The following is a 21,613-nucleotide window of genomic DNA, read 5'->3' as shown; positions in this document are numbered from 1 at the left end:
CAATCGTCAAATCATGGTATTAATAACCTTGTTCTGTTTTAGCATACTGTGACAGTAAAAATAGATTTTAGCCATTCTGTATATCACACGAAAATTTATAAAACAGATTTGGTTCACTCACAATATACAAATTATTTTCATTATCCATGGCAATCCCTTCTGGTTGGGGGATATCGTCTCTGAGCCCTGACCACTCCGCCGTCAGGAACAATCGATCGCGCACCCGCCACTCGGAACTGACCTCAAGGATCATTTTTGACTCGTCCGACAACACCAGCAGCGAATCCGTTGGGGCATGGTATTCAAGTCCGGAGACATCGCTCACACTTGCAGTGATGGCAGAAGGCAACGCTCTGGTGATACCATTTTTGCTCATCTCTACTTCTTTGATCATTATGGGTTTTCTTTCTTTTGCGGCATATAATCTCTCATTTTTCGCATCCCATGCCGTACCTTCCAGCCCTTTATTTTTTGCTTTGTCATAGCCCTCAAGCTTCACCATGGAGATTATCTGCATGGTGCCGCGCTGAATATCCACCTGTGTTTTATAGACCGCGCCATCTTTCTCACTGCCTATCTGGAACTGGTTGCCCCCACTCCATGCAATAGACTCCGGGTCGTGGATGCCCTGGAGCGGCATCCGCCCTACCAACTGCCCTTCTGTCGTTAACCAGACCAGTTCAGGGGGATTATTAATAACGGCGAAAAGCATCCTGTCTTCGGCGGAGTAGGTCAAACCTGAAAGGTTACTCTTAACTCCTGCGACTGGTTTTTGCTGAATAACCGCTTTATAGCTACTCAGTGCCAGCGCCGAGGGTTTATCACCATATTTGAGGATCAGTTGATAAACATAGCGTATATCGTCCCTGACCATAAATAAAATCACGCCCAAGAGTACAACCACAATAACGCGTTTTAGTAATCTCATAAAAAACCCATAGCAGATCGCGTCACGACTGATGTCGTAACGCATTTCTTAAAAATAAAGCCGATGTCCGATAGAATCGTTATTCGGTTATGGCGAGCGCCATTAGCATAGGCAAAATGAAATAGTGAGGGTTATCACAAAAAGCCCGATTTTAATCACTAACGTACCCTTTTTGTAAATTGACATAATCAAGAGGAGGGTAGTTTCGGCTAATTATTTAAATAGTACGTCTGCAAATTCGCCCCTGTATGCAGGGCAAATGACAAAAAGTGATAATTAATGAGATGTAACACCGCAATCTGATCTGCTATTGCTGCTCCCACTTCTATTCAACCGGGCAGCAAAAAAATGAAACTCAACCTTATTACCGTCAGCCTGGCTACGCTCGTTGCCGCTGGCGCATTCCCGGCCCATGCCGACCCTCAGGCACATGTCGTGTGCGGCTATCACCACACGCTGGGCGATGACGCGATTATGATGTTTGGTAAAGCGAATCAGGCGATGTGGCATGACTTTTTTGGCAACACCCACACCGACGCGGTCTCTACCTACCAGACGTTGCGCGCGCAACCCGATACCACCTGTGATAATAAAGCCGACAGCTCCGCTTACTGGGCGCCGTCCATGAAATTACCTGATGGTGAAATCGTAAATCCGGCCTACCAAAAGACCTATTATCAATCCACAAATGTAGCGCAATATCCGCTCCATCCATTCCCGGCCGGGCTGGAGTTACTGGCAGGCGATCATCACGGTACTGGCCCCAGTTCCGCAATCACCTTTTTATGTGCCAACGGCAAAGGTTACACCAACAAGGTAGGCGAAATATGCGGCCTGCGTAAAGCGGGCGATGCCGTCCAGTTTAATATCGGGATCGCTTTCCCCAACTGTTGGGATGGCGTCAACCTGAAACCGACCCATAGCCACAATAACGCTATCTATGCCGACCACGGGAAATGTTCCGCAGACTATCCGGTCAAAATCCCGACGGTGAATATGAACATCGCCTGGGTACTCCCGCAGATCTCCTCGCTGGATACGTCTAAAGTGGAATTGTCGATGGACCCGGTAATGCATGGCGAAACCCGGGAAGAGCGCTGGGGAAGTCTTTATACCGCCCATGCCGATTTTATGAATGGCTGGACGGAAGATGGCGCGCAGTTTATGACGGATCTGTGTATGAATCAGGGACTGGATTGCGGCACTACGGTTCCTTACGCCTACAGTAAAGCGGAAGAAAATACCTGGGTAAGCAGCGAAGACGACAAGCCTCATGCCAGCGTCGATACCTTGTACGTACAGGATGACTGGACAAATGGCGGACGCACGCAGCACCCGGAAACGCTCACGCTAGTGAAATTTAAGATCCCGCCCCTGCCTGCCAATATGGACGCTTCGCTATTCAAATACCGTATTCGCCTTTTTGGCGGCAAAACGGAAGCGAACGGCGCCGATCAAATTTTCTTTTACCCGACCAGCAGTGACTGGCACGTCAGTACTGTGTCCTGGAACAATAAACCAGCGATCAACTACCGTTCCGATGCCGTGTTATATCTGGACCATTCACATGAGTATCGCATGGTTGATGTCGATAAAGCGGTGCGAAAAGCGCTGGCGGAAGGGAAAACGGAAATATCCTGGTATATCGGCGGCGACCGTCAGGGAAATCACTACGACTTCACGCCAGCGGACTCAAAACAGAGCCTGGTGCTGATGCTGACCGGTTTCAAAAAGACGCCGGAGCTGTAATAGTAAACTGTGCCCGCTGACGCAACAGCGGGCACGATGGCGGCACAAGTATTACGGCACGCCATCAAAACCCGACCAATACCTCAGAAAAACAACCGTTTATTCTCAGGCTGTAGTCCCTGTTGCTGCTGAACATCCTGCAGATAACAGGTCGCTACGACGGCAAGCCGGGCATAGAAGGCGCTAACGGTATTGCGTTGCAGCAATTCCAGATAGCGGAATCCCCAGGGCAGCAGATGCGCCTCCAGTAACCGGTTGGCCGCCACGTTGTCGCCTCGTGCCAGCAGATCGCTACAGGCCAATAGCATCAGGCCAAACTGATCTTCCGGCTCGCGTTCACGGTCAGTGAATACCATGCCCTGCGACTGTAAAAAAGCTCGATAATCGGCGGTAGTTTCCCCCATCAACAAATTATCTTTTTCCAGATAGACCGATCCCCAGGGTGGGACGGGCATCTTTCCCTGGCCTTCAAACAACACAGAAAATTGCCATGTAAGCGCATCATCATCCGGTAGCGACCATGACGCACACAGTGATTCAATATGTCCGCGATCGCGCCAGGGGTAAAGCTCAGGCAACGTTGGCAAACAATCGAACAACGCTTTCACCTCCGGCCTCTCAGGGGAGTAGTAAAACAGTGCGCCGAGGATACGCGGCAAAACAGCACGGGAAGGCATAGCAATAGCTCCTGAAATATTTCGCCTGATGACGCTACGCTGATCAGGCTTACATGGCACAAGCCGGGCAAAAACTACATTGGCAGCGTCCACAGATTGTAAAACGCAATCCTACCCGCCAACTCCGCCGCGATAACCACCACAGCCGTCATGGCCAGCACCGCAGCGCTCGATTTCAGGCGCGCGCAGACCACCACCCCGACCACGCCCGCCGCCAGCAATATCGCCTGGGCGGTAAACCAGCTATGTTGCGCGGCGGTCAGAGCGCTATCGGCGCTCATCAGCGTCGCCATATAGCCCGGGCGCAGACAAAAGCTCACCAAAATCGCCAACACGCTGACCAGTAGCCCCAGACGGCGCACGCCAAACAATGCCGCCAACGCGCCGCCGCCAATCAACGGCGTCAATATCATCATTGCCGTGGTGTAAGATGAACGCCAGGTCGCCACCGTCGGCAGTTGGTAAATCTGCGGAACGGCGTATAAGAAGACCACCCCGACTATCGCTGCCAACCATACCAACGCGTTACACAGCGGCGTCGCCCGGTTCAGCAACAAACCGAGCGCCCCCAGACCGCCGAGCGCCGCAAAAGCCGCCGACAAGACAATCTCGTTACTCATCGGCGAATGTCCGACGCGCAGCAGCATATTCAGCGCGCGCAGCGGTTGCCCGACGTGGAAGATGCCGACAATGACGCCAAGCCCAAACAGGCACATCACCGAGAACAGACCGATAGCCTTACGCCGCGGCGCGACCAGCCCCATTGCGCCGCCAATCAGCAGCAGAATAAACGCGCCGACCGCGCTCTGGGTAAAGACCGTAAAAAAGACCAGCGGTAACTCATGCATGGCGCACCTCCCGAATGTTCATGATTGCGCCTTCCGTATCGCCCGTGGGTCTCGCTTTCGGATGCGGTTTAATAATGAGGTTAGGATGGGTGAACGACGCTGAAGGCAGCGGCGCGATTTGATTCTCCGTGCCATATTTTGCCCGTAATTCATCGACAGGGCCGAAATCCAGCGCTCGCTGCGGGCAAGAATCCACACAGATAGGGCGCAGATTGTTCTCCAGTCGGTCAAGACAACCGTCGCATTTACGCATCACGTTTGCTTGCGTATCAAACTGCGGCGCGCCGTAGGGGCAACGCATTTCACAATAGCGACAGCCGACGCATACGCTGTCATCCACCACGACCAGACCATCTTCTTTGCGTTTATGCATCGCCCCGGTCGGACAGCCGGAGACACATACCGGCTCATCGCAATGGTTACAAGCAATAGAGAGGTAGTAGGTAAAGGTGTCGTGATGCCAGCTTTCCCCCTCTTTCACCCAGCTTCCGCCGCCATATTCATAGACGCGGCGCAGTTTCGGACCGACATCCAGATCTTTATTATCCTTGCAGCTTACCTGGCAGGTTTTACAGCCTGAACAGCGCGAGGAGTCAACATAAAAGCCATACTGTTTCATCGTACATCACTCCTTAAGCGCGTTTAATTTCAACCAGATTGGTATGCTGCGGATTGCCTTTCGCCAGCGGCGAAGGATGGTGGCTGGTCAGCGTATTGATACAGCCGCCGACATCAACGCCGTTGCCGTCAAGCCGCGTCCACGCGCCCTGCGGCATCGCCGCCACGCCGGGTAAAATGCGCTGGGTCACTTTACAGGGAAGCTCCACCACGCCGCGGTCATTGAATACATGCACCCGATCGCCGGACTTCAGTTGGCGGGCGCTGGCGTCAATCGGGTTAATCCAGACTTCATCCGGCACCGCCTCATGCAGCATCAGCACATTGCTGTAGGTCGAGTGGGTATGCCCTTTGGTATGGAAGCCGCTTAACTGCAACGGATACTTCGCCGTCAGCGCTTTGTTAAGGTGCGACTCTTTCGCCGGACAAAATTCCGGCAATGCGGGAATTCGCTCGCCTTCTGGCAACGTCCACGCTTGCGCCAGATCCGCCAGCGCCTGGGAGTAAATTTCAATTTTGCCCGACGGCGTGGAGAGTGGATTAGCCTCGGCGTCGGCGCGGAAATCGGCAAACGCAAGGCTCTGCTGCTCGGTAGCGATACGCTGGTCAATCACGCCCATCTCTTTCGCCACGCTCCACTCCGGCAGGTATGGACGTTTTTCACGGATCTGCTGATAGTGCATCTCCGCCCACTGCGCCTGAGTTCGGCCCTCGGTATATTGCTCGCGCAGTCCAAGATGCCCGGCGATATCCGCGCAGATGTCATACGTGCTGCGCACTTCCCACATCGGTTTAACGGTTTTCTGAATCGCAATCATATAGTTATGCGATCCCGCCGCATAGGAGCTGTCCACCAGGTCTTCCGCCTCAAGATAGCTGGTCTCCGGCAACAGCAGATCCGCATACATCGCGCTGGGCGTCATATGGTTTTCAATCACGATAATGGTTTCACACAGCGATTCATCCGCGAGAATTTGTCGGGTGCGGTTCGTTTCGCCGTGCTGATTCAGCAAGGTATTACCGGCCTGGTTGAAAAACAGCTTAATTCCGGTTTTTAGCCTGTCCGCGCCTTTCACACCCATTGTCGTCGCGGTCATTTTCTCCGGATGCTGAATGGCGTCCGTCCACAGATAGCAAGGAATAGAGGTTTTGATCGGATTCTTACCGACAGGCAACAATGGCACGCCATACGGCGTACCGTAAGGCCAGTTGCCATTGTTGGTGCCGGGCCGCCCGAAGTGGCCGGTTAACGCAGGCAGCGTCTGAATAGCACGCACGGTTTGTTCGCCGTTGGCATGACGCTGCGGCCCCCAGCCCTGGCAAATATAGCAGGCGCGCGCCGAGGCGATTTCGCGCGCCAGTTGGCGAATACGCGTTGCAGGAATTCCGGTGATATCCGCCGCCCATTCCGGGGTTTTCGCGATACCGTCATCGCCCGTGCCAAGAACATAATCTTTATAGCTGGCGTTAGGCGCAGCCGTGTCCGGCAATGTGCTACGGTCATAGCCGACGCAATAGCGGTTTACCAGCGCCTCGTCGAAAAGCTGTTCGGTAATCAGCGTATGCGCTATGCCGGCGACTAACGCAGCGTCCGTGGTTGGGCGAATCGGTAGCCATTCGGCGTGTTCGGTAATCACCGAATCGGTATAGCGCGGATCGATAATAATGACCCGGGCTTTCGAGGTCTCCAGTGCCCGGCGCAGCTCTTCAACCTGACCGCCGCCGGACATCCGCGTTTCTGAGAGATTCAGGCCAAATAGCACCACCAGATCGGAATGCGCGATCTGCGTAAAATGGCTACCGACATAATCGCCGTGGGTATAAGGCGTGGCGGTGGCGATTTGCGCCGTGGAATAGGTGTTGTGATAATTTAAATAACCGCCGGTGAGATTTAGTAATCTTATCCAGGCGGGTCTACCCTGCGTGTGATAATACGCGCCGGATTGATAATTATAATAAATAGCTTCCCGGCCATATTTTTCGCTAACGCGCGTTAATTCCGCCGCAATAAAGGCCGTGGCCTCATCCCATGAAATACGTTTAAATTTTCCTTCGCCGCGTTTTCCCACTCTTTTCATCGGATACTTAATGCGATCCGGGCTATAGACCCGCCAGCGACTGGAACGCCCGCGCAGGCAGGGACGAATCTGATGCTCGCCGAATACCGCGTCATCTTTCGCGTCTTCCGGTTCAATACGCACAATGCGATCATTTTTCACGATAACCTTAAGCGGGCATCGGCTGCCACAGTTGACCAGACAGGCGCTGTGCCTGACGGTTTCGCCGTTGGCATCCTTCGGTGTCGGGGTATCCTGCGCCTGGGCAGTGGTAGCAAAAGGCAGCGTAATCGCCTGGCTTAGCGTCACCGCCGCCCCTACTTTTGCGGTAGCGACAATAGCATCACGTCGGGTTATGGTTGTGTTCAGCCATTTTTTTATTTCCATTTTTTATTTCTCACATTGCTTCCATAATTATTAATAATATGTAATGAAAACTAATCATAATAGATTAAATATTTGTGCTGATTGATTGTGATCAAACGCATTCTGAACGTCAGTAAAAATAAAATGTGATACCGCATACGTTATTATAAAAATTAATGAAAAATTATTTTATGTAATTCTGATGAAAATAAATTACCCATCACGGTATCCGGCGATATTAATTAACGACATGAGCAGGTAGCGCGCCCTGCAAGACCAGACGGGCTTTTCAACACTGGAGCAACATCGCCTATGCCTTTGAATTAGACGCCTCATCAGGGATAATAACCTTACGATTCGTCCGCTCAGGTCCACTATGAAACACTCCCTGCCATGCCGGGCGTTACGCAAACGCCCCATGAAACTCGGCACTACCGTCATTCTGATGGTCAGCGCCGTTTTGTTTTCGGTGCTCGTTGTGGTCCATCTGATCTATTTTTCGCAAATCAGCAGCATGACGCGCGACGCGCTGGCAGATAAAGCGCTGGCGGTGGCTCGCTCGCTGGCGGACTCTCCGGCAATTCGCGAGGGGCTGAAAAAACCGCCTGCGGAAAGCGGCATTCAGCCGCTCGCCGAAGCGGTGAGCCAGCATAATGGCTTTTTGTTTATTGTGGTGACCAATATGCAGGGCATCCGTTATTCGCACCCAGAAACGCAGCGAATCGGTCAACCGTTCAAAGGCGATGACATTCTGCTCGCACTGCAGGGAAAGGAAAACGTTGCCATTAATCGCGGCTTTCTTGCCAAAGCGCTGCGCGTTTTCACACCGGTTTATGATGAACGCCACCGGCAGATCGGTGTGGTAGCGATTGGCCTGGAACTCAGTCACGTTACGCAGCAGATCAACAATAGCCGCGGCAGTATTATCTGGTCCATTCTGTTCGGCGCTCTGGTGGGGTTATTAGGCACGTATGCGCTGGTCAAGGTGCTAAAACGTATCCTGTTTGGCCTCGAACCCTATGAGATCTCAACCCTGTTTGAACAACGCCAGGCGATGCTGCAGTCAATCAAAGAGGGCGTTATCGCCGTGGATGGTAGCGGCGAAGTCACGTTGATTAACCATGCGGCGCAGGCGCTGCTCGATTACCGAAAAACGCAGGATGACGCCAGATTATCCACCCTGAGTCATGCCTGGTCGCAGGTGGTGGACATTAGCGAAGTGTTGCGTGACGGTACGCCGCGCCGCGATGAAGAGATCATCGTCAAAGGCCGCCTGCTGCTGGTGAATACCGTTCCGGTGCGCAGCAACGGCGAAATTATCGGCGCGATATCCACCTTCAGGGATAAAACAGAAGTTCGCCAACTGATGCAGCGGTTGGACGGGATGGTGAACTACGCGGATGCGCTCCGTGAACGATCCCACGAATTCATGAACAAATTACATGTGATTCTGGGATTATTGCACCTGAAGAGTTATAAGCAGCTTGAAGCGTATATTATCAAGACGGCCAATAACTATCAGGAAGAGATCGGTTTGCTGCTGGGTAAAATAAAGTCGCCGATTATCGCTGGCTTTTTGCTCAGTAAGATTACTCGCGCCTCTGATTTCGGGCACAGCCTGGTGATAAGCAGCGACAGCCAGTTACCGGATAATAACAATGAAGATCAGGTTACGGTGCTGATTACGGCGCTGGGTAATTTGATTGAAAACGCGCTGGAAGCATTGAGCCAGGAATCCGGCGGCGAAATCAGCGTCTCGTTACACTACCGCCATGGCTGGCTGCATTGCGAAGTGAGCGATGACGGTCCGGGTATCGAACCTGAGCGCATCGAGGCGATTTTTGAAAAAGGCGTCTCGTCGAAAGGCGCCGAACGCGGCGTCGGTTTAGCGCTGGTTAAACAGCAGGTTGAAGCGCTTGGCGGCGTAATTTCCGTGGAGTCCGAGCCTGGGATCTTCACACAATTTTTTGTACAGTTACCCTGGGATGGAGAAAGGACCAGCCTATGATCAATGTATTAATTGTCGATGACGATGCGATGGTCGCGGAGTTAAATCGCCGCTATGTCGCGCAAATCTCCGGTTTTCATTGTTGTGGAACCGCTTCGACGCTGGAAAAAGCGAAAGAGTTTATCTTCAACAGTGAAAATCACATTGACCTAATCCTGCTGGATATCTACATGCAGCAGGAAAACGGATTGGATCTGCTGCCTGTCCTGCACAGCGCAGGCTGCAAAAGCGACGTTATTGTCATTTCTTCTGCCGCTGACGCCGCCACCATTAAAGATTCGCTTCACTACGGCGTGGTGGATTATCTGATCAAGCCTTTTCAGGCCACGCGCTTTGAAGAAGCGCTGACCGGCTGGCTACGTAAGAAAACGGCGATGGAAAAACGCCAGTATTACGAACAGTCTGAGCTTGACCTGCTCATTCACGGTAATTCATCCAGCGAGCAGGAGCCTCGCCGGCTGCCAAAAGGGCTGACGCAGCAAACGCTACGCACCTTATGCCAGTGGATTGATGCGCATCAGGAGCAGGAATTTTCTACCGACGAGTTGGCCAACGAAGTGAATATCTCGCGCGTCTCCTGCCGTAAATATCTCATCTGGCTGGTGAATTGCCATATCTTGTTTACCAGTATTCATTACGGCGTGACCGGCAGGCCGGTTTACCGCTACCGCGTTCAGCCGGAACATTACTCTTTACTGAAACAATATTGTCAGTAAGGATACCGCATAAAGCCGACGCGAAGCGTTATATCCTGGTAACATTTATTATAACAATGCCAATAAAAACGCTATCACATTAATAACAAATCTGGGAAATTGTGTCAGATCAAATATACTCAACCCAGGCCTGTTAACGTTATTTTCTATTATTACAGCGCTCTGCGCTGTTTTTAATTTCAAAACGCTAACAAAAGTTAATTAAGTATTATCCCATGCCGAGAGTGTGTATTTTTATTAAAAAAGGGATTTGTCCGGAATTTTCCTGACACTTAAATAAAATTATGTTTGTAGCAATGGAGCTTGTGCTACGCCTATGGACAATACGTATATTGGTGAGCAGATACGCGTCTCCACACGCCATACTAATAATTTAAAAAAATGGCGTGACAATGATCACATAAGTCACATTCTGTTGGATTTATCTCGTGATTTACCTGATGGCGAGACACAAAAATTAAATAATAAACGCCTGTTTTTAAAACAGACAAATCATAATTTACTGCTCTCGCTGACTCCACCTGCCCATCGCCAGAGGGTGCTTCCCTCTGAACATCACCATCGCAAGAAAATAATTACTTAAAGCAACTCTGTAAAAACCTTAATCGTTAATCGTCGCCACTGGCGCATTGAATATTCGCCATTTCCTGATGCTCATTCACACAAATCAGAGGATGGCTGTGATCCATTTATCAAAATTGACTGGGTTTATCGCGAGGATAAATAAAAATGTTATTTAGTATACAGCTTCTCATAATATTAATATGTCTGTTTTATGGCGCCCGAAAGGGCGGGATCGCGCTCGGGTTGTTGGGCGGTATTGGTCTGGTCATTCTGGTGTTTGTTTTCCATCTCCAGCCAGGTAAACCGCCCGTTGACGTAATGCTGGTCATTATCGCGGTAGTCGCCGCGTCGGCAACGTTGCAGGCTTCAGGCGGGCTGGATGTGATGCTGCAGATTGCCGAAAAGCTGCTGCGTCGCAACCCCAAATACGTCTCTATTGTGGCGCCGTTCGTCACCTGTACCCTGACGATTCTGTGTGGGACAGGCCACGTGGTCTACACCATTTTGCCGATTATCTATGATGTGGCGATCAAGAATAATATCCGTCCGGAACGTCCAATGGCGGCCAGTTCTATCGGCGCGCAAATGGGCATCATCGCCAGTCCGGTTTCCGTCGCCGTTGTTTCTCTGGTAGCGATGCTGGGCAACGTGACATTTGACGGAAAACATCTGGAGTTCCTCGATCTGCTGTCGATCACCATCCCGTCTACCCTGCTCGGTATCCTGGCAATCGGTATTTTTAGTTGGTTCCGCGGTAAAGATCTGGATAAAGACGAAGCGTTTCAGAAATTTATTTCCGTACCGGAAAACCGTCAGTACGTGTACGGCGATACCGCGACGCTGCTGGATAAAAAACTGCCGAAAAGCAACTGGCTGGCGATGTGGATCTTCCTGGCGGCGATTGCCGTGGTCGCTCTCCTGGGCGCGGACTCCGACTTACGTCCAACCTTCGGCGGCAAACCGTTGTCGATGGTGCTGGTCATTCAGATGTTCATGCTGCTGACCGGGGCGCTCATTATCATCCTGACCAAAACCAATCCTGCGTCTATCTCAAAAAACGAAGTTTTTCGTTCCGGTATGATTGCGATTGTCGCGGTATACGGGATCGCCTGGATGGCGGAAACCATGTTCGGCGCGCATATGTCGGAAATTCAGGGCGTGCTGGGCGAAATGGTCAAAGAGTATCCGTGGGCCTATGCCATCGTTCTGCTGCTGGTCTCCAAGTTTGTTAACTCCCAGGCAGCGGCGCTGGCGGCGATTGTTCCCGTCGCGCTGGCTATCGGTGTCGATCCGGCGTATATCGTGGCCTCTGCGCCGGCATGTTATGGCTACTATATCCTGCCGACCTACCCAAGCGATCTGGCGGCGATTCAGTTTGACCGTTCCGGCACAACCCGTATTGGCCGCTTCGTCATTAACCACAGCTTCATTCTGCCGGGTTTGATTGGCGTGAGCGTCTCCTGCGTCTTTGGCTGGATCTTTGCCGCAATGTACGGATTCCTGTAATGGCCGCGCGCGCCGCCCGGTTATGCGCGGCGCGCGACTTAGAGTCTGGCCCATGAGGCTCTTAATACATTTTCTTACTATTAGGCTGGAAGCACATGTCGAAAAAAGAGTTTATCTATCAGGCGCCTTTCCCGATGGGAGAGGACAAAACAGAGTATTATCTGCTCACCTCCGATTATGTCAGCGTCAGTGAATTCAACGGAGAATCTATCCTCAACGTTGAGCCGCAGGCGTTAACGTTGCTGGCTCAGCAGGCCTTCCATGATGCGTCTTTTATGCTCCGTCCTGAACACCAGCAGCAAGTCGCCGCCATTCTCCATGACCCCGAAGCCAGCGAAAACGACAAATATGTGGCGTTGCAATTCCTGAGAAACTCCGAGATCGCCGCCAAAGGCATTCTGCCGACCTGCCAGGATACCGGCACGGCGATTATCATGGGTAAAAAAGGCCAACGCGTCTGGACGGGCGGCGGCGATGAAGCCGCGCTATCCAAAGGCGTGTTTAATACCTATATCGAAGATAACCTGCGCTACTCGCAGAACGCGCCGCTGGATATGTACAAAGAGGTCAATACCGGCAGCAACCTGCCAGCGCAAATCGATCTCTATGCCGTCGACGGCGACGAGTACAAGTTCCTTTGCGTGGCGAAAGGCGGCGGTTCAGCAAACAAAACGTATCTCTATCAGGAGACCAAAGCGCTGCTCACCCCAGGCAAGCTGAAAAACTTCCTCGTTGAGAAAATGCGCACGCTGGGCACCGCGGCCTGTCCGCCATACCATATCGCCTTTGTCATTGGCGGCACCTCGGCGGAAAGCACGCTGAAAACCGTTAAGCTCGCCAGCACCCACTATTACGACGCGCTGCCGACGGAAGGTAACGAGCACGGCCAGGCATTCCGCGATCTCCACCTGGAACAGGAACTGCTGGAAGAAGCGCATAAACTTGGCCTCGGCGCCCAGTTCGGCGGGAAATATTTCGCCCACGATATTCGCGTAATTCGCCTGCCGCGTCACGGCGCTTCCTGTCCGGTGGGGATGGGCGTCTCCTGCTCGGCAGACCGTAACATCAAAGCGAAAATCAACCGCGAAGGCATCTGGATCGAAAAACTGGAACACAATCCGGGCCAGTATATTCCGCCAGCGCTGCGTCAGGCGGGCGAAGGCGACGCGGTGAAAGTCGATCTTAACCGTCCGATGAAAGAGATCCTCGCCCAGCTATCGCAGTACCCGGTCTCGACTCGCCTGTCGCTGACGGGCACCATTATCGTAGGTCGCGATATCGCCCACGCGAAGCTAAAAGAGCGTATTGAATCCGGCGAAGACCTGCCGCAGTATATTAAAGACCATCCCATCTATTACGCAGGTCCGGCAAAAACGCCGGCAGGTTATCCATCTGGCTCATTAGGCCCCACCACCGCAGGCCGAATGGACTCTTATGTCGATCTACTGCAATCCCACGGCGGCAGTATGATCATGCTGGCGAAAGGCAACCGTAGTCAGCAGGTCACGGATGCCTGTAAAAAACATGGCGGCTTTTATTTGGGCAGTATCGGCGGCCCGGCGGCGGTACTGGCACAGCAGAGCATTAAGCATCTGGAGTGCGTCGAGTATCCGGAACTCGGCATGGAAGCTATCTGGAAAATTGAAGTAGAAGATTTCCCGGCCTTTATCCTGGTGGATGACAAAGGCAACGATTTCTTCCAGCAGATTGTCAGCAAACAGTGCGCTAACTGCGCGAAATAACCTGGCAGGCCCGGCGTTCTCCCGGGCCGCGTTATCGGTTAATTGCCGGATGGCGCTACGCTTATCCGGCCTGCACGAGAGACCATGCTCACGCTTTTACATCGCTGGTCGCTACCACAGAAATCGCCGGGCTATCCGGCTGTTCGACGAATGGCGGCGTTTTCCGGTATTTATCCAGCAGGTGGATCTGAATCTTGCGCAACATATCGCCGTTCAAACGGTAGTAGCGGAAGTAGAGAACCAGCGTCATCATGAAAAACAGTACCGGCAGGACAATCATAATAAACTGCATCCCCTGCAGGGTTTGCGCAGACTGCGCCACGTTCGGCGTGTAGCCAATCAGCCCCAGCACCAGAGCGATAAAGAACGCCGCAAACGCCGAGCCGCCCTTCACGACCATCGTCTGTACGGAATAAGCGATACTCTCGCAGCGAATATTGAGCTTAAATTCCCCATAATCGACCGTATCCGCCACCATGATCACCTGAAGCACCCAAAAGAGCGCGGTCCCGATATTCAGGAAAATACCCGCCGCCACGATTAAAGCGGCATTATGGACATCCGCCAACGCCATCGCGAAGAGCCCTGCGCAACTCAGAACGGGCATCACGGAGGCGCCCGCCCACAATATCCGCCGCGATAACATTTTCACCAGCCGGGGGAAGACAATCAGCGTCAGCAGATTCGCCGCGCCGGCGTAAGAAAGGTAATAGGGAAAAAGATCGGCATCGCCAATCACATAGGTGAAGTAGTAGATCGCAAACCCATTGATAATATTGGAGGCAATGTTATACGCCAGCGCCATTCCCAACAGGCAAGAGAGCTGATCGTTTTTGTATATCAATCCAACGATCGTTTTTAACGTCAGATGTGGGCGGCCCGCCGTTACACCGTTGTCGGAGGAGTACACCTCATGTACGTTGCGTAATGTCACGATAGTCGAGGCGATAAAAAACGCAATCAGTACCAGCGTAAACATCTGAAAGCCGAACCCACGATCCGCTCCGCCAACGTAGTTCACAAACGGCAGCGTTATACCGGCAGTGACGAAGCCAGCCAGACTGGCGAAGAAACGCGGGAACGGCACCAGTTGTTCGCGTTCTCGCTTATCAAGCGTAATGGTCGGCACCAGCGACCAAAATGGGATATCCATAATGGTATACGTCATGCCCCACAGGATGTAAGTTACGCAGACAAATACAACCTGCGCGGTTCCCTCAAAAAGATGGGCGCTGAACAGCAGGAAAAGCACCAGCGAATTGGTTAAGGTGCCGATCAATATCCACGGCTTAAATTTCCCCCACCGCGAACGCGTGGCGTTGACAATCCAGCCCATGATGGGATCGTTTATCGCATCCCAGATTCGCGCGACCAGAAAGAGGGTGCCGACGAGGCCGACCGAGAGTCCCACCACATCGGTGTAGTAATACATCAGGTACATATACACAATGCCGATGGCGAAATCCTTACCAAACGCACCGAACCCGTAACTCAGCTTTGTTGTCAGAGAGATGCTCATAGGGTACCGGGTCGCTGTTACCAGCGCCCGCCTTCTGTTAGTAGAGGTTAAACGCCGGATCTGCCGTCCAGCGCGGCTGGAGATTAACGGCGTAACCAGGCCGGAAGCCAGTCGCCATGCGCGGCGATCAGATCGTCAACCAACGCATAGATTTCTTCGATACCCAGCACCGCTGCGGTATGAGGGTCCATCATCGCCGCGTGATACACGCGATCGCGGTTTTCCGTGAGGATGGCTTCGGTCAACAGCGTTTGCACGTTGATGTTGGTCTGCATCATCGCCGCCAGATGAGAAGGGATCGTCCCCACCTTCGTCGGTTGAATGCCGTTGGCATCCACCAGACAAGCCACTTCCACGCAGCTTCCCTGCGGCAGGTTATCAATCAGCCCCTCGTTACGCACATTGCCGTAAATCACGCTCGGCTCGCCGGTCCACAGAGCGTTCATAATGGTGCTGGCGTACTCGCGGGACGGTTTGATGTCGATACGCTCGGCGGTTTTATACTCCTCCAGCTCTTTATGCCAGTTCGCCAGTTGTTCTACGCAGCGTTTCGGATATTCATCCAGCGGCACCTTGTAGCGCGCAATCAGATCCTCGCGTCCCGGTTTAATAAACCACGGCGTGTACTCGGCAAAATGCTCTGATGACTCGGTGACGAAGTAGCCCAACTTTTTGAACATCTCATAGCGCACAATGTTCTGGCAGCGTTCATTGCCGTGAATATTGGGCTTCGGTGCCTGTCCGGCGTCATAGGCCGCCAGCAATTCAGGATAGAGATCGACATAAGTCCCGTCAGCCGTTTTGCGCTCCAGTTCGAGGTAAAACGCCATGTGGTTAATGCCGGCGCAGCGGTAGCGCAGCGAGGCGGGATCGATATTCAGGTCGCGCGCCAGTTCTTCCGCCGTTCCCTGTACCGAATGGCACAGGCCGACCTGTTTGATATGCGGATAGCGGGCATACATCGCCCAGGTATTCATCGCCATCGGGTTGACGTAATTGAGCATGGTGGCCTTCGGACAGACTTCCGTCATGTCTTCGCAAATCCGCCACAGATGCGGGATGGTCCGCAGCGCGCGCATGATGCCGCCCGGCCCCAGCGTATCGGCGATCGTCTGTTCCAGGCCATGACGCTTACAAACCTCAAAATCGGTCACGGTGCAGGGTTCATAGCCGCCAATCTGAAAGGCGACCACCACGAAATCCGCATCCTGTAGCGCCGCTTTCTGGTGGGTATGGCAGGTAATCCGGCCAGAAGCGCCCGCTGAGTCCATCAGTTTCCGTACCACAATGTGCGACTCTTCCAGCCGGGTTTCGTCAATATCCATCAGGGCGACATGCGCTGATTTTAGCGCCTCGCGGTGAAACACATCGCCGAGGATATTTTTGACGAAAATCGTAGAACCTGCGCCGATAAAGGTAATTTTGGGTGCCGTCATCATGACTCTCCAGAACAGTAGTGAACACCTTCATGGTGGCACGCGTTCCCGGTGAAAACCTCCGTCTTCCCCGATGAGCATTCCCGAAAACTCAGATCGTATGCTGGCGCGCGGGAGATCTGAGTTTTTGGGACAAAATGGCGTAAAAAGCAGAGTATTCGGCCTGATAGTCAGGCTACGCTCTACAATATCGACGGATTCTGTGTCCGGATTCCCGGTTTCCTCCCGGCTAAAGGGGCATAATTCTGATAATTCAGGAAATGGAGTGACGATGAGTACGCAAGCAATATCCCTCCTCCCGCCCGACCCGCACATGTGCAACGGCGATGAAAAGCAAACCCGTAGCCCGCTGTCGCTCTATTCCGAATATCAACGACTGGACGTTGAACTGAGGCCGCCGCACAGAATGGCCAGCAGTCACTGGCATGGGCAAGTAGAAGTGAATGTTCCGTTTGACGGCGATGTGGAGTATTTAATCAACAATGAAGTCGTGCAGATAAAGCAGGGGCATATCACCCTGTTTTGGGCCTGTACGCCACACCAACTTACCCGCCCCGGCAACTGCCGCCAGATGGCGATTTTCAGTTTGCCGATGCACCTGTTTCTCTCCTGGCCGCTGGATCGCGATCTTATCAACCATGTCACGCACGGGATGGTGGTTAAATCACTGGCGACCCAGCAGCTTAGCACCTTTGAAGTGTTGCGCTGGCAGCAGGAAACAAGCAGCCCGAATGAGCAAATTCGCCAGTTGGCGATCGATGAAATCGGCCTGATGCTTAAACGCTTTAGCCTTTCCGGCTGGCAACCCATTTTGCTCAATAAAACATCACGCACCCACAAGAATAGCGTCTCACGCCATGCGCAGTTTTACGTAAGCCAGATGCTGGGATTTATTGCCGATAACTACGATCAGGCGCTCACCATTAACGACGTCGCGGAGCATGTCAAACTCAATGCTAATTACGCGATGGGAATATTCCAGCGGGTTATGCAATTGACGATGAAGCAGTACATCACGGCGATGCGCATCAATCACGTACGTGCCTTATTGAGCGATACTGACAAAACGATCCTCGATGTCGCTCTGACTGCCGGGTTCCGATCCAGCAGCCGTTTTTACAGTACTTTTAGCAAATTTGTCGGCATGTCGCCGCAACAATACCGCAAGCTTAGCCAGCAACGACGCCAGACGATGCCCGGCTAAAGCCGGATACCACTATCAGCCAAAAAAATAATTCACCTGTCGATAAACGGCGGGTGAAATCGCTCGATATCAATAATTAACCCATTGTTTATTAAAAATAAATATCAATAACTGACCATTATTCCATCACTTTACACCCCCTATTTGACGGGGTAATACTTGCCCACGTCACATTCATACGGCGGGTCGGCAAGGCGTAAATTGCACGGCCTCCACAACCGGGTAAAAGATGATGAAAGTATTAATTGTTGAAAGTGAGTTTCTGCATCAGGACACCTGGGTTGGCAACGCGGTTGAGCGTCTGGCGGATGCCTTGAGCCAACAAAATGTTACCGTCATTAAATCGACATCCTTCGATGACGGCTATGCCATCTTGTCCGCGAACGAAGCCATTGACTGTCTGATGTTTAGCTACCAAATGGAACAACCGGATGAGCACCTGAGCGTCAGGCAATTGATCGGTAAGCTTCACGAGCGTCAGCAAAACGTGCCCGTTTTCCTGTTAGGCGACAGGGAAAAAGCGACGGCATCGCTGGACCGCGACCTGCTGGAGCTTGTCGATGAATTCGCCTGGATTCTGGAAGACACCGCTGACTTTATCGCCGGACGCGCCGTTGCCGCCATGACCCGGTATCGCCAGCAACTGTTACCGCCGCTGTTTAACGCGTTGATGAAATACAGCGACATTCATGAATATTCATGGGCGGCGCCGGGACACCAGGGCGGCGTCGGTTTCACTAAAACGCCTGCCGGTCGCTTTTATCACGATTATTATGGCGAAAACCTGTTCCGCAGCGATATGGGGATTGAGCGTACCACGCTCGGTTCACTCCTCGACCATACCGGCGCGTTTGGCGAAAGCGAGAAAAATGCCGCCCGCGTATTCGGTGCTGACCGCTCCTGGTCCGTGGTTGTCGGGACCTCCGGTTCTAACCGTACTATTATGCAGGCCTGTATGACGGATAATGATGTCGTTGTACTGGATCGTAACTGCCATAAATCCATCGAGCAGGGGCTGATCCTCACTGGGGCCAAACCGGTATATATGGTGCCAAGCCGTAACCGTTACGGCATTATCGGGCCAATCTACCCGCAGGAAATGCAGCCTGAAACCTTGCAGAAAAAAATCAGCGCCAGCCCGCTGACCAAAACCAAATCCGGACAGAAACCGTCTTACAGCGTGGTGACCAACTGTACCTATGACGGCGTATGCTATAACGCCAAAGAGGCGCAGGATCTGCTGGCAAAAACCAGCGATCGCATTCACTTCGACGAAGCATGGTACGGCTATGCGCGCTTCAACCCGATTTATTGCGATCACTACGCGATGCGCGGCGAGCCAGGCGACCATAACGGTCCGACCGTGTTTGCCACCCACTCCACGCACAAACTACTGAATGCGCTTTCACAAGCTTCCTACATTCACGTCCGTGAAGGCCGTGGCGCGGTGAATTTCTCCCGCTTCAACCAGGCATATATGATGCATGCCACCACCTCTCCGTTATATGCCATCTGCGCATCCAACGATGTGGCGGTATCGATGATGGACGGTAACAGCGGTCTGTCCCTGACTCAAGAGGTGATTGACGAAGCGGTTGATTTCCGTCAGGCGATGGCGCGTCTTTATAAAGAGTTTACCGATGAAGGCGACTGGTTCTTTAAACCGTGGAATAAAGACGTCGTCACCGATCCACAAACCGGTAAAACATATGACTTCGCTGACGCGCCGGCAAAACTGCTGGCAACCGACCAGAACTGCTGGGTCATGCGCCCCGGGGAAACCTGGCACGGCTTTAAAGACCTGCCGGATAACTGGAGTATGCTGGACCCGATTAAAGTCAGTATCCTGGCGCCGGGTATGGGCGACGATGGCGAACTGGAAGCATCCGGCGTACCTGCTGCGCTGGTCACAGCATGGCTTGGCCGCCACGGTATCGTGCCGACCCGCACCACCGACTTTCAGATTATGTTCCTGTTCTCTATGGGGGTAACTCGCGGGAAATGGGGAACGCTGATCAACACGCTGTGCTCCTTCAAACATCATTACGACGCGAATACGCCGCTGGCGCAGGTGATGCCGGAACTGGTGCAGGATTATCCTGACACTTACGCGAACATGGGTATTCATGACCTGGGCGATAAAATGTTTGCCTGGCTACGTGAAAATAACCCGGGCGCCCGTCTCAACGCCGCCTATTCCACCCTGCCGGTTGCGGAGATTACCCCGCGCGACGCCTACAACGCGATCGTGAACGACAATATTGAAATGGTGGCGATTGAAAATCTACCGGGTCGCATTGCGGCGAACTCCGTTATTCCTTACCCGCCAGGCATCCCGATGTTGCTCTCCGGTGAAAACTTTGGCGATGAAAACAGTCCGCAGGTGGGTTACTTACGCTCACTGCAATCCTGGGATCATCACTTCCCTGGCTTTGAGCATGAAACCGAAGGCACGGAAATTATTGATGGCGTATATCACGTTATGTGCGTGAAAGCCTAATCACAAAGAGTCTTTTTTTGAGGATGGCATGTATTCCCTGAGTATTGCTGCAAAACAATAATACTGTCATACCTTTTTGCGCGGGCCCCATCCCGCGCTTTTTTTATACAAAAATGACAAGTTGCCACTCGCGTACAACTTTTTGTACACCCTAATTCATCGTACAAATATTGTAATATTATTCAGGAAAGTTATTTTAGTGCAGTTTCAATTCATCACACAATTGACTCAGTCCCCGTTATCTCTCCCGTTTGGCGAGATCCGGTCTTTTATGTTCATATTCCAGGAGTTCGGGTATGAGGATTTGCAGCAACGAGCCTTGCATAGTGTTATTAACCGAAAAAGATACATGGTTACGAGTAAATGGTAAGGAGCCAATCAGTTTAAAAGCGAATTATATGGCCATTCTGGCTTGTGAAAATAACGTTATTGACATTTCATCATTAAATAGCGTGCTAGTAATACAAGTGAGTCGCAATAATATTAAAGACTATCTACAATTCCTGAATAAAGATCTCTCACACCTTCCCGTCTGGCAACGCAACGCCGATCCCTTATTGACCGCCAACTGTCTGACGCCGGATATCTTCAGGGTCGCCGCCCGCTACAGCGCGATGGAAACACCGGATGAAATTGTTAGTGAACGTACCCGTGCGCTCCTTTTCACCGTTTTATCCCGCTTTCTTGACCACAAAAAATTTATTTCTTTGTTAATGCACATGCTGCGCAGCCGCATCAGTGACAGCGTTTACCACATCATTCAGAGCGATATTCATAAAGACTGGAATCTGAGCGCCGTTGCCAGCTGCCTGTGCCTGAGTCCAAGCTTGTTAAAGAAAAAGCTCAAAAACGAGAATACCAGTTATAGCCAAATAATCACGACCTGCCGAATGCGTTATGCCGTAAACCAATTATTAATGGACGGAAAGAATATCTCTCAAGTCTCACAGCTGTGTGGGTATAACAGCACATCGTACTTTATTTCCGTGTTTAAAGAGTTTTATGGTATGACCCCCCTGCATTATGTTAGCCAACATCGGGAACGATCGGCTGCCTAATTTTTCTACACTCAACGATAAGACACGATAATAACAGCATTGGCGATAACCCGTCTCCGACATAATTCAGCGGCATTCTGAGGGGGTATGATACGACGTAATTTATCGTAACGAAGT

General features: G+C 52.1%; 16 protein-coding genes. 9 read left to right on the top strand and 7 right to left on the bottom strand.

The genetic code is table 11. From position 1 onward, the window contains the following. Positions 1-67 precede the first annotated feature (67 nt). On the bottom strand, positions 68-973 hold the full coding sequence (locus tag ABVM99_RS07740) for an SdiA-regulated domain-containing protein (protein WP_031607560.1): 906 nt from the start codon (positions 971-973) through the stop codon (positions 68-70). 303 nt (positions 974-1,276) lie between these two features. Between ABVM99_RS07740 and ABVM99_RS07735 the strand changes: the two genes are divergently transcribed. Then, the gene (locus tag ABVM99_RS07735) at positions 1,277-2,677 is read left to right on the top strand and encodes a DUF1996 domain-containing protein (RefSeq protein WP_023194561.1); all 1,401 of its coding nucleotides are present in this window, start codon (positions 1,277-1,279) and stop codon (positions 2,675-2,677) included. 83 nt (positions 2,678-2,760) lie between these two features. On the opposite strand, the gene ABVM99_RS07730 is transcribed toward ABVM99_RS07735, so the two are convergent. From ABVM99_RS07730 to ABVM99_RS07715, 4 genes are all read right to left on the bottom strand, one after another. After that, positions 2,761-3,354 (bottom strand): molecular chaperone, encoded by a 594-nt coding sequence (locus tag ABVM99_RS07730; RefSeq protein WP_001584224.1) that lies wholly within the window; start codon positions 3,352-3,354, stop codon positions 2,761-2,763. Between the two features lie 74 nt (positions 3,355-3,428). Next, positions 3,429-4,202: a DmsC/YnfH family molybdoenzyme membrane anchor subunit gene (locus ABVM99_RS07725; RefSeq protein ID WP_000544921.1), complete on the bottom strand. Its 774-nt coding sequence runs from the start codon at positions 4,200-4,202 to the stop codon at positions 3,429-3,431. Next, on the bottom strand, positions 4,195-4,821 hold the full coding sequence (locus tag ABVM99_RS07720; RefSeq protein WP_000816143.1) for a DMSO/selenate family reductase complex B subunit: 627 nt from the start codon (positions 4,819-4,821) through the stop codon (positions 4,195-4,197). Before ABVM99_RS07720 ends, ABVM99_RS07725 begins: the two co-directional genes overlap by 8 nt. Before the next feature lie 13 nt (positions 4,822-4,834). Next, a complete protein-coding gene (locus ABVM99_RS07715) occupies positions 4,835-7,264 on the bottom strand; it encodes a DMSO/selenate family reductase complex A subunit (protein ID WP_023194562.1) in 2,430 nt (809 codons plus the stop codon). A 355-nt stretch (positions 7,265-7,619) separates the two neighbouring features. Between ABVM99_RS07715 and ABVM99_RS07710 the strand changes: the two genes are divergently transcribed. The 5 genes from ABVM99_RS07710 to fumA all read left to right on the top strand — a co-directional run bounded on the left by ABVM99_RS07710 (position 7,620) and on the right by fumA (position 13,779). After that, entirely contained in the window at positions 7,620-9,251 is a 1,632-nt protein-coding gene (locus ABVM99_RS07710; protein WP_023194563.1) for a sensor histidine kinase, read from the top strand. After that, a complete protein-coding gene (gene dcuR / locus ABVM99_RS07705) occupies positions 9,248-9,967 on the top strand; it encodes a two-component system response regulator DcuR (RefSeq protein ID WP_000611307.1) in 720 nt (239 codons plus the stop codon). Before ABVM99_RS07710 ends, dcuR begins: the two co-directional genes overlap by 4 nt. A gap of 316 nt (positions 9,968-10,283) precedes the next feature. After that, the gene (locus ABVM99_RS07700) at positions 10,284-10,550 is read left to right on the top strand and encodes a hypothetical protein (RefSeq protein WP_001642024.1); all 267 of its coding nucleotides are present in this window, start codon (positions 10,284-10,286) and stop codon (positions 10,548-10,550) included. Positions 10,551-10,696: 146 nt separating this feature from the next. Beyond that, positions 10,697-12,037, top strand: a complete 1,341-nt coding sequence (gene dcuB / locus ABVM99_RS07695; RefSeq protein WP_000899149.1) for an anaerobic C4-dicarboxylate transporter DcuB — start codon at positions 10,697-10,699, stop codon at positions 12,035-12,037. Positions 12,038-12,132: 95 nt separating this feature from the next. Continuing rightward, the gene (gene fumA / locus ABVM99_RS07690) at positions 12,133-13,779 is read left to right on the top strand and encodes a class I fumarate hydratase FumA (protein ID WP_000037187.1); all 1,647 of its coding nucleotides are present in this window, start codon (positions 12,133-12,135) and stop codon (positions 13,777-13,779) included. Positions 13,780-13,867: 88 nt separating this feature from the next. Here fumA and melB read toward each other — a convergent pair whose 3' ends face one another. Next, positions 13,868-15,298, bottom strand: a complete 1,431-nt coding sequence (gene melB / locus ABVM99_RS07685; protein ID WP_000028070.1) for a melibiose:sodium transporter MelB — start codon at positions 15,296-15,298, stop codon at positions 13,868-13,870. Between the two features lie 83 nt (positions 15,299-15,381). Further along, positions 15,382-16,737, bottom strand: coding sequence for an alpha-galactosidase (gene melA / locus ABVM99_RS07680; protein WP_001728428.1), 1,356 nt, complete (start codon positions 16,735-16,737; stop codon positions 15,382-15,384). A gap of 268 nt (positions 16,738-17,005) precedes the next feature. Here melA and melR point away from each other — a divergent pair, with 268 nt between their 5' ends. From melR to ABVM99_RS07665, 3 genes are all read left to right on the top strand, one after another. Continuing rightward, entirely contained in the window at positions 17,006-17,938 is a 933-nt protein-coding gene (gene melR / locus ABVM99_RS07675) for a transcriptional regulator MelR (protein WP_000106992.1), read from the top strand. A 232-nt stretch (positions 17,939-18,170) separates the two neighbouring features. Beyond that, complete coding sequence (gene adiA / locus ABVM99_RS07670) at positions 18,171-20,438, top strand: arginine decarboxylase (protein WP_001651274.1); 2,268 nt, start codon at positions 18,171-18,173, stop codon at positions 20,436-20,438. A 296-nt stretch (positions 20,439-20,734) separates the two neighbouring features. Continuing rightward, on the top strand, positions 20,735-21,496 hold the full coding sequence (locus tag ABVM99_RS07665) for an AraC family transcriptional regulator (RefSeq protein ID WP_001217083.1): 762 nt from the start codon (positions 20,735-20,737) through the stop codon (positions 21,494-21,496). Positions 21,497-21,613 lie beyond the last annotated feature (117 nt).

The sequence above is a fragment of the Salmonella sp. SJTUF15591 genome, from assembly GCF_043356435.1.
Lineage (GTDB): Bacteria > Pseudomonadota > Gammaproteobacteria > Enterobacterales > Enterobacteriaceae > Salmonella > Salmonella enterica.
Note: the sequence above shows the minus strand (reverse complement) of the source record. Positions and strands in the feature narration are given on the sequence as shown.

Bases quoted from the DNA above. Each gene is read 5' to 3' on its own strand.
- ABVM99_RS07740 (WP_031607560.1), bottom strand. From the start codon at position 973: ATGCGTTACGACATCAGTCGTGACGCGATCTGCTATGGGTTTTTTATG.
- ABVM99_RS07735 (WP_023194561.1), top strand. From the start codon at position 1,277: ATGAAACTCAACCTTATTACCGTCAGCCTGGCTACGCTCGTTGCCGCT.
- ABVM99_RS07730 (WP_001584224.1), bottom strand. From the start codon at position 3,354: ATGCCTTCCCGTGCTGTTTTGCCGCGTATCCTCGGCGCACTGTTTTAC.
- ABVM99_RS07725 (WP_000544921.1), bottom strand. From the start codon at position 4,202: ATGCATGAGTTACCGCTGGTCTTTTTTACGGTCTTTACCCAGAGCGCG.
- ABVM99_RS07720 (WP_000816143.1), bottom strand. From the start codon at position 4,821: ATGAAACAGTATGGCTTTTATGTTGACTCCTCGCGCTGTTCAGGCTGT.
- ABVM99_RS07715 (WP_023194562.1), bottom strand. From the start codon at position 7,264: ATGGAAATAAAAAAATGGCTGAACACAACCATAACCCGACGTGATGCT.
- ABVM99_RS07710 (WP_023194563.1), top strand. From the start codon at position 7,620: ATGAAACACTCCCTGCCATGCCGGGCGTTACGCAAACGCCCCATGAAA.
- dcuR (WP_000611307.1), top strand. From the start codon at position 9,248: ATGATCAATGTATTAATTGTCGATGACGATGCGATGGTCGCGGAGTTA.
- ABVM99_RS07700 (WP_001642024.1), top strand. From the start codon at position 10,284: ATGGACAATACGTATATTGGTGAGCAGATACGCGTCTCCACACGCCAT.
- dcuB (WP_000899149.1), top strand. From the start codon at position 10,697: ATGTTATTTAGTATACAGCTTCTCATAATATTAATATGTCTGTTTTAT.
- fumA (WP_000037187.1), top strand. From the start codon at position 12,133: ATGTCGAAAAAAGAGTTTATCTATCAGGCGCCTTTCCCGATGGGAGAG.
- melB (WP_000028070.1), bottom strand. From the start codon at position 15,298: ATGAGCATCTCTCTGACAACAAAGCTGAGTTACGGGTTCGGTGCGTTT.
- melA (WP_001728428.1), bottom strand. From the start codon at position 16,737: ATGATGACGGCACCCAAAATTACCTTTATCGGCGCAGGTTCTACGATT.
- melR (WP_000106992.1), top strand. From the start codon at position 17,006: ATGAGTACGCAAGCAATATCCCTCCTCCCGCCCGACCCGCACATGTGC.
- adiA (WP_001651274.1), top strand. From the start codon at position 18,171: ATGAAAGTATTAATTGTTGAAAGTGAGTTTCTGCATCAGGACACCTGG.
- ABVM99_RS07665 (WP_001217083.1), top strand. From the start codon at position 20,735: ATGAGGATTTGCAGCAACGAGCCTTGCATAGTGTTATTAACCGAAAAA.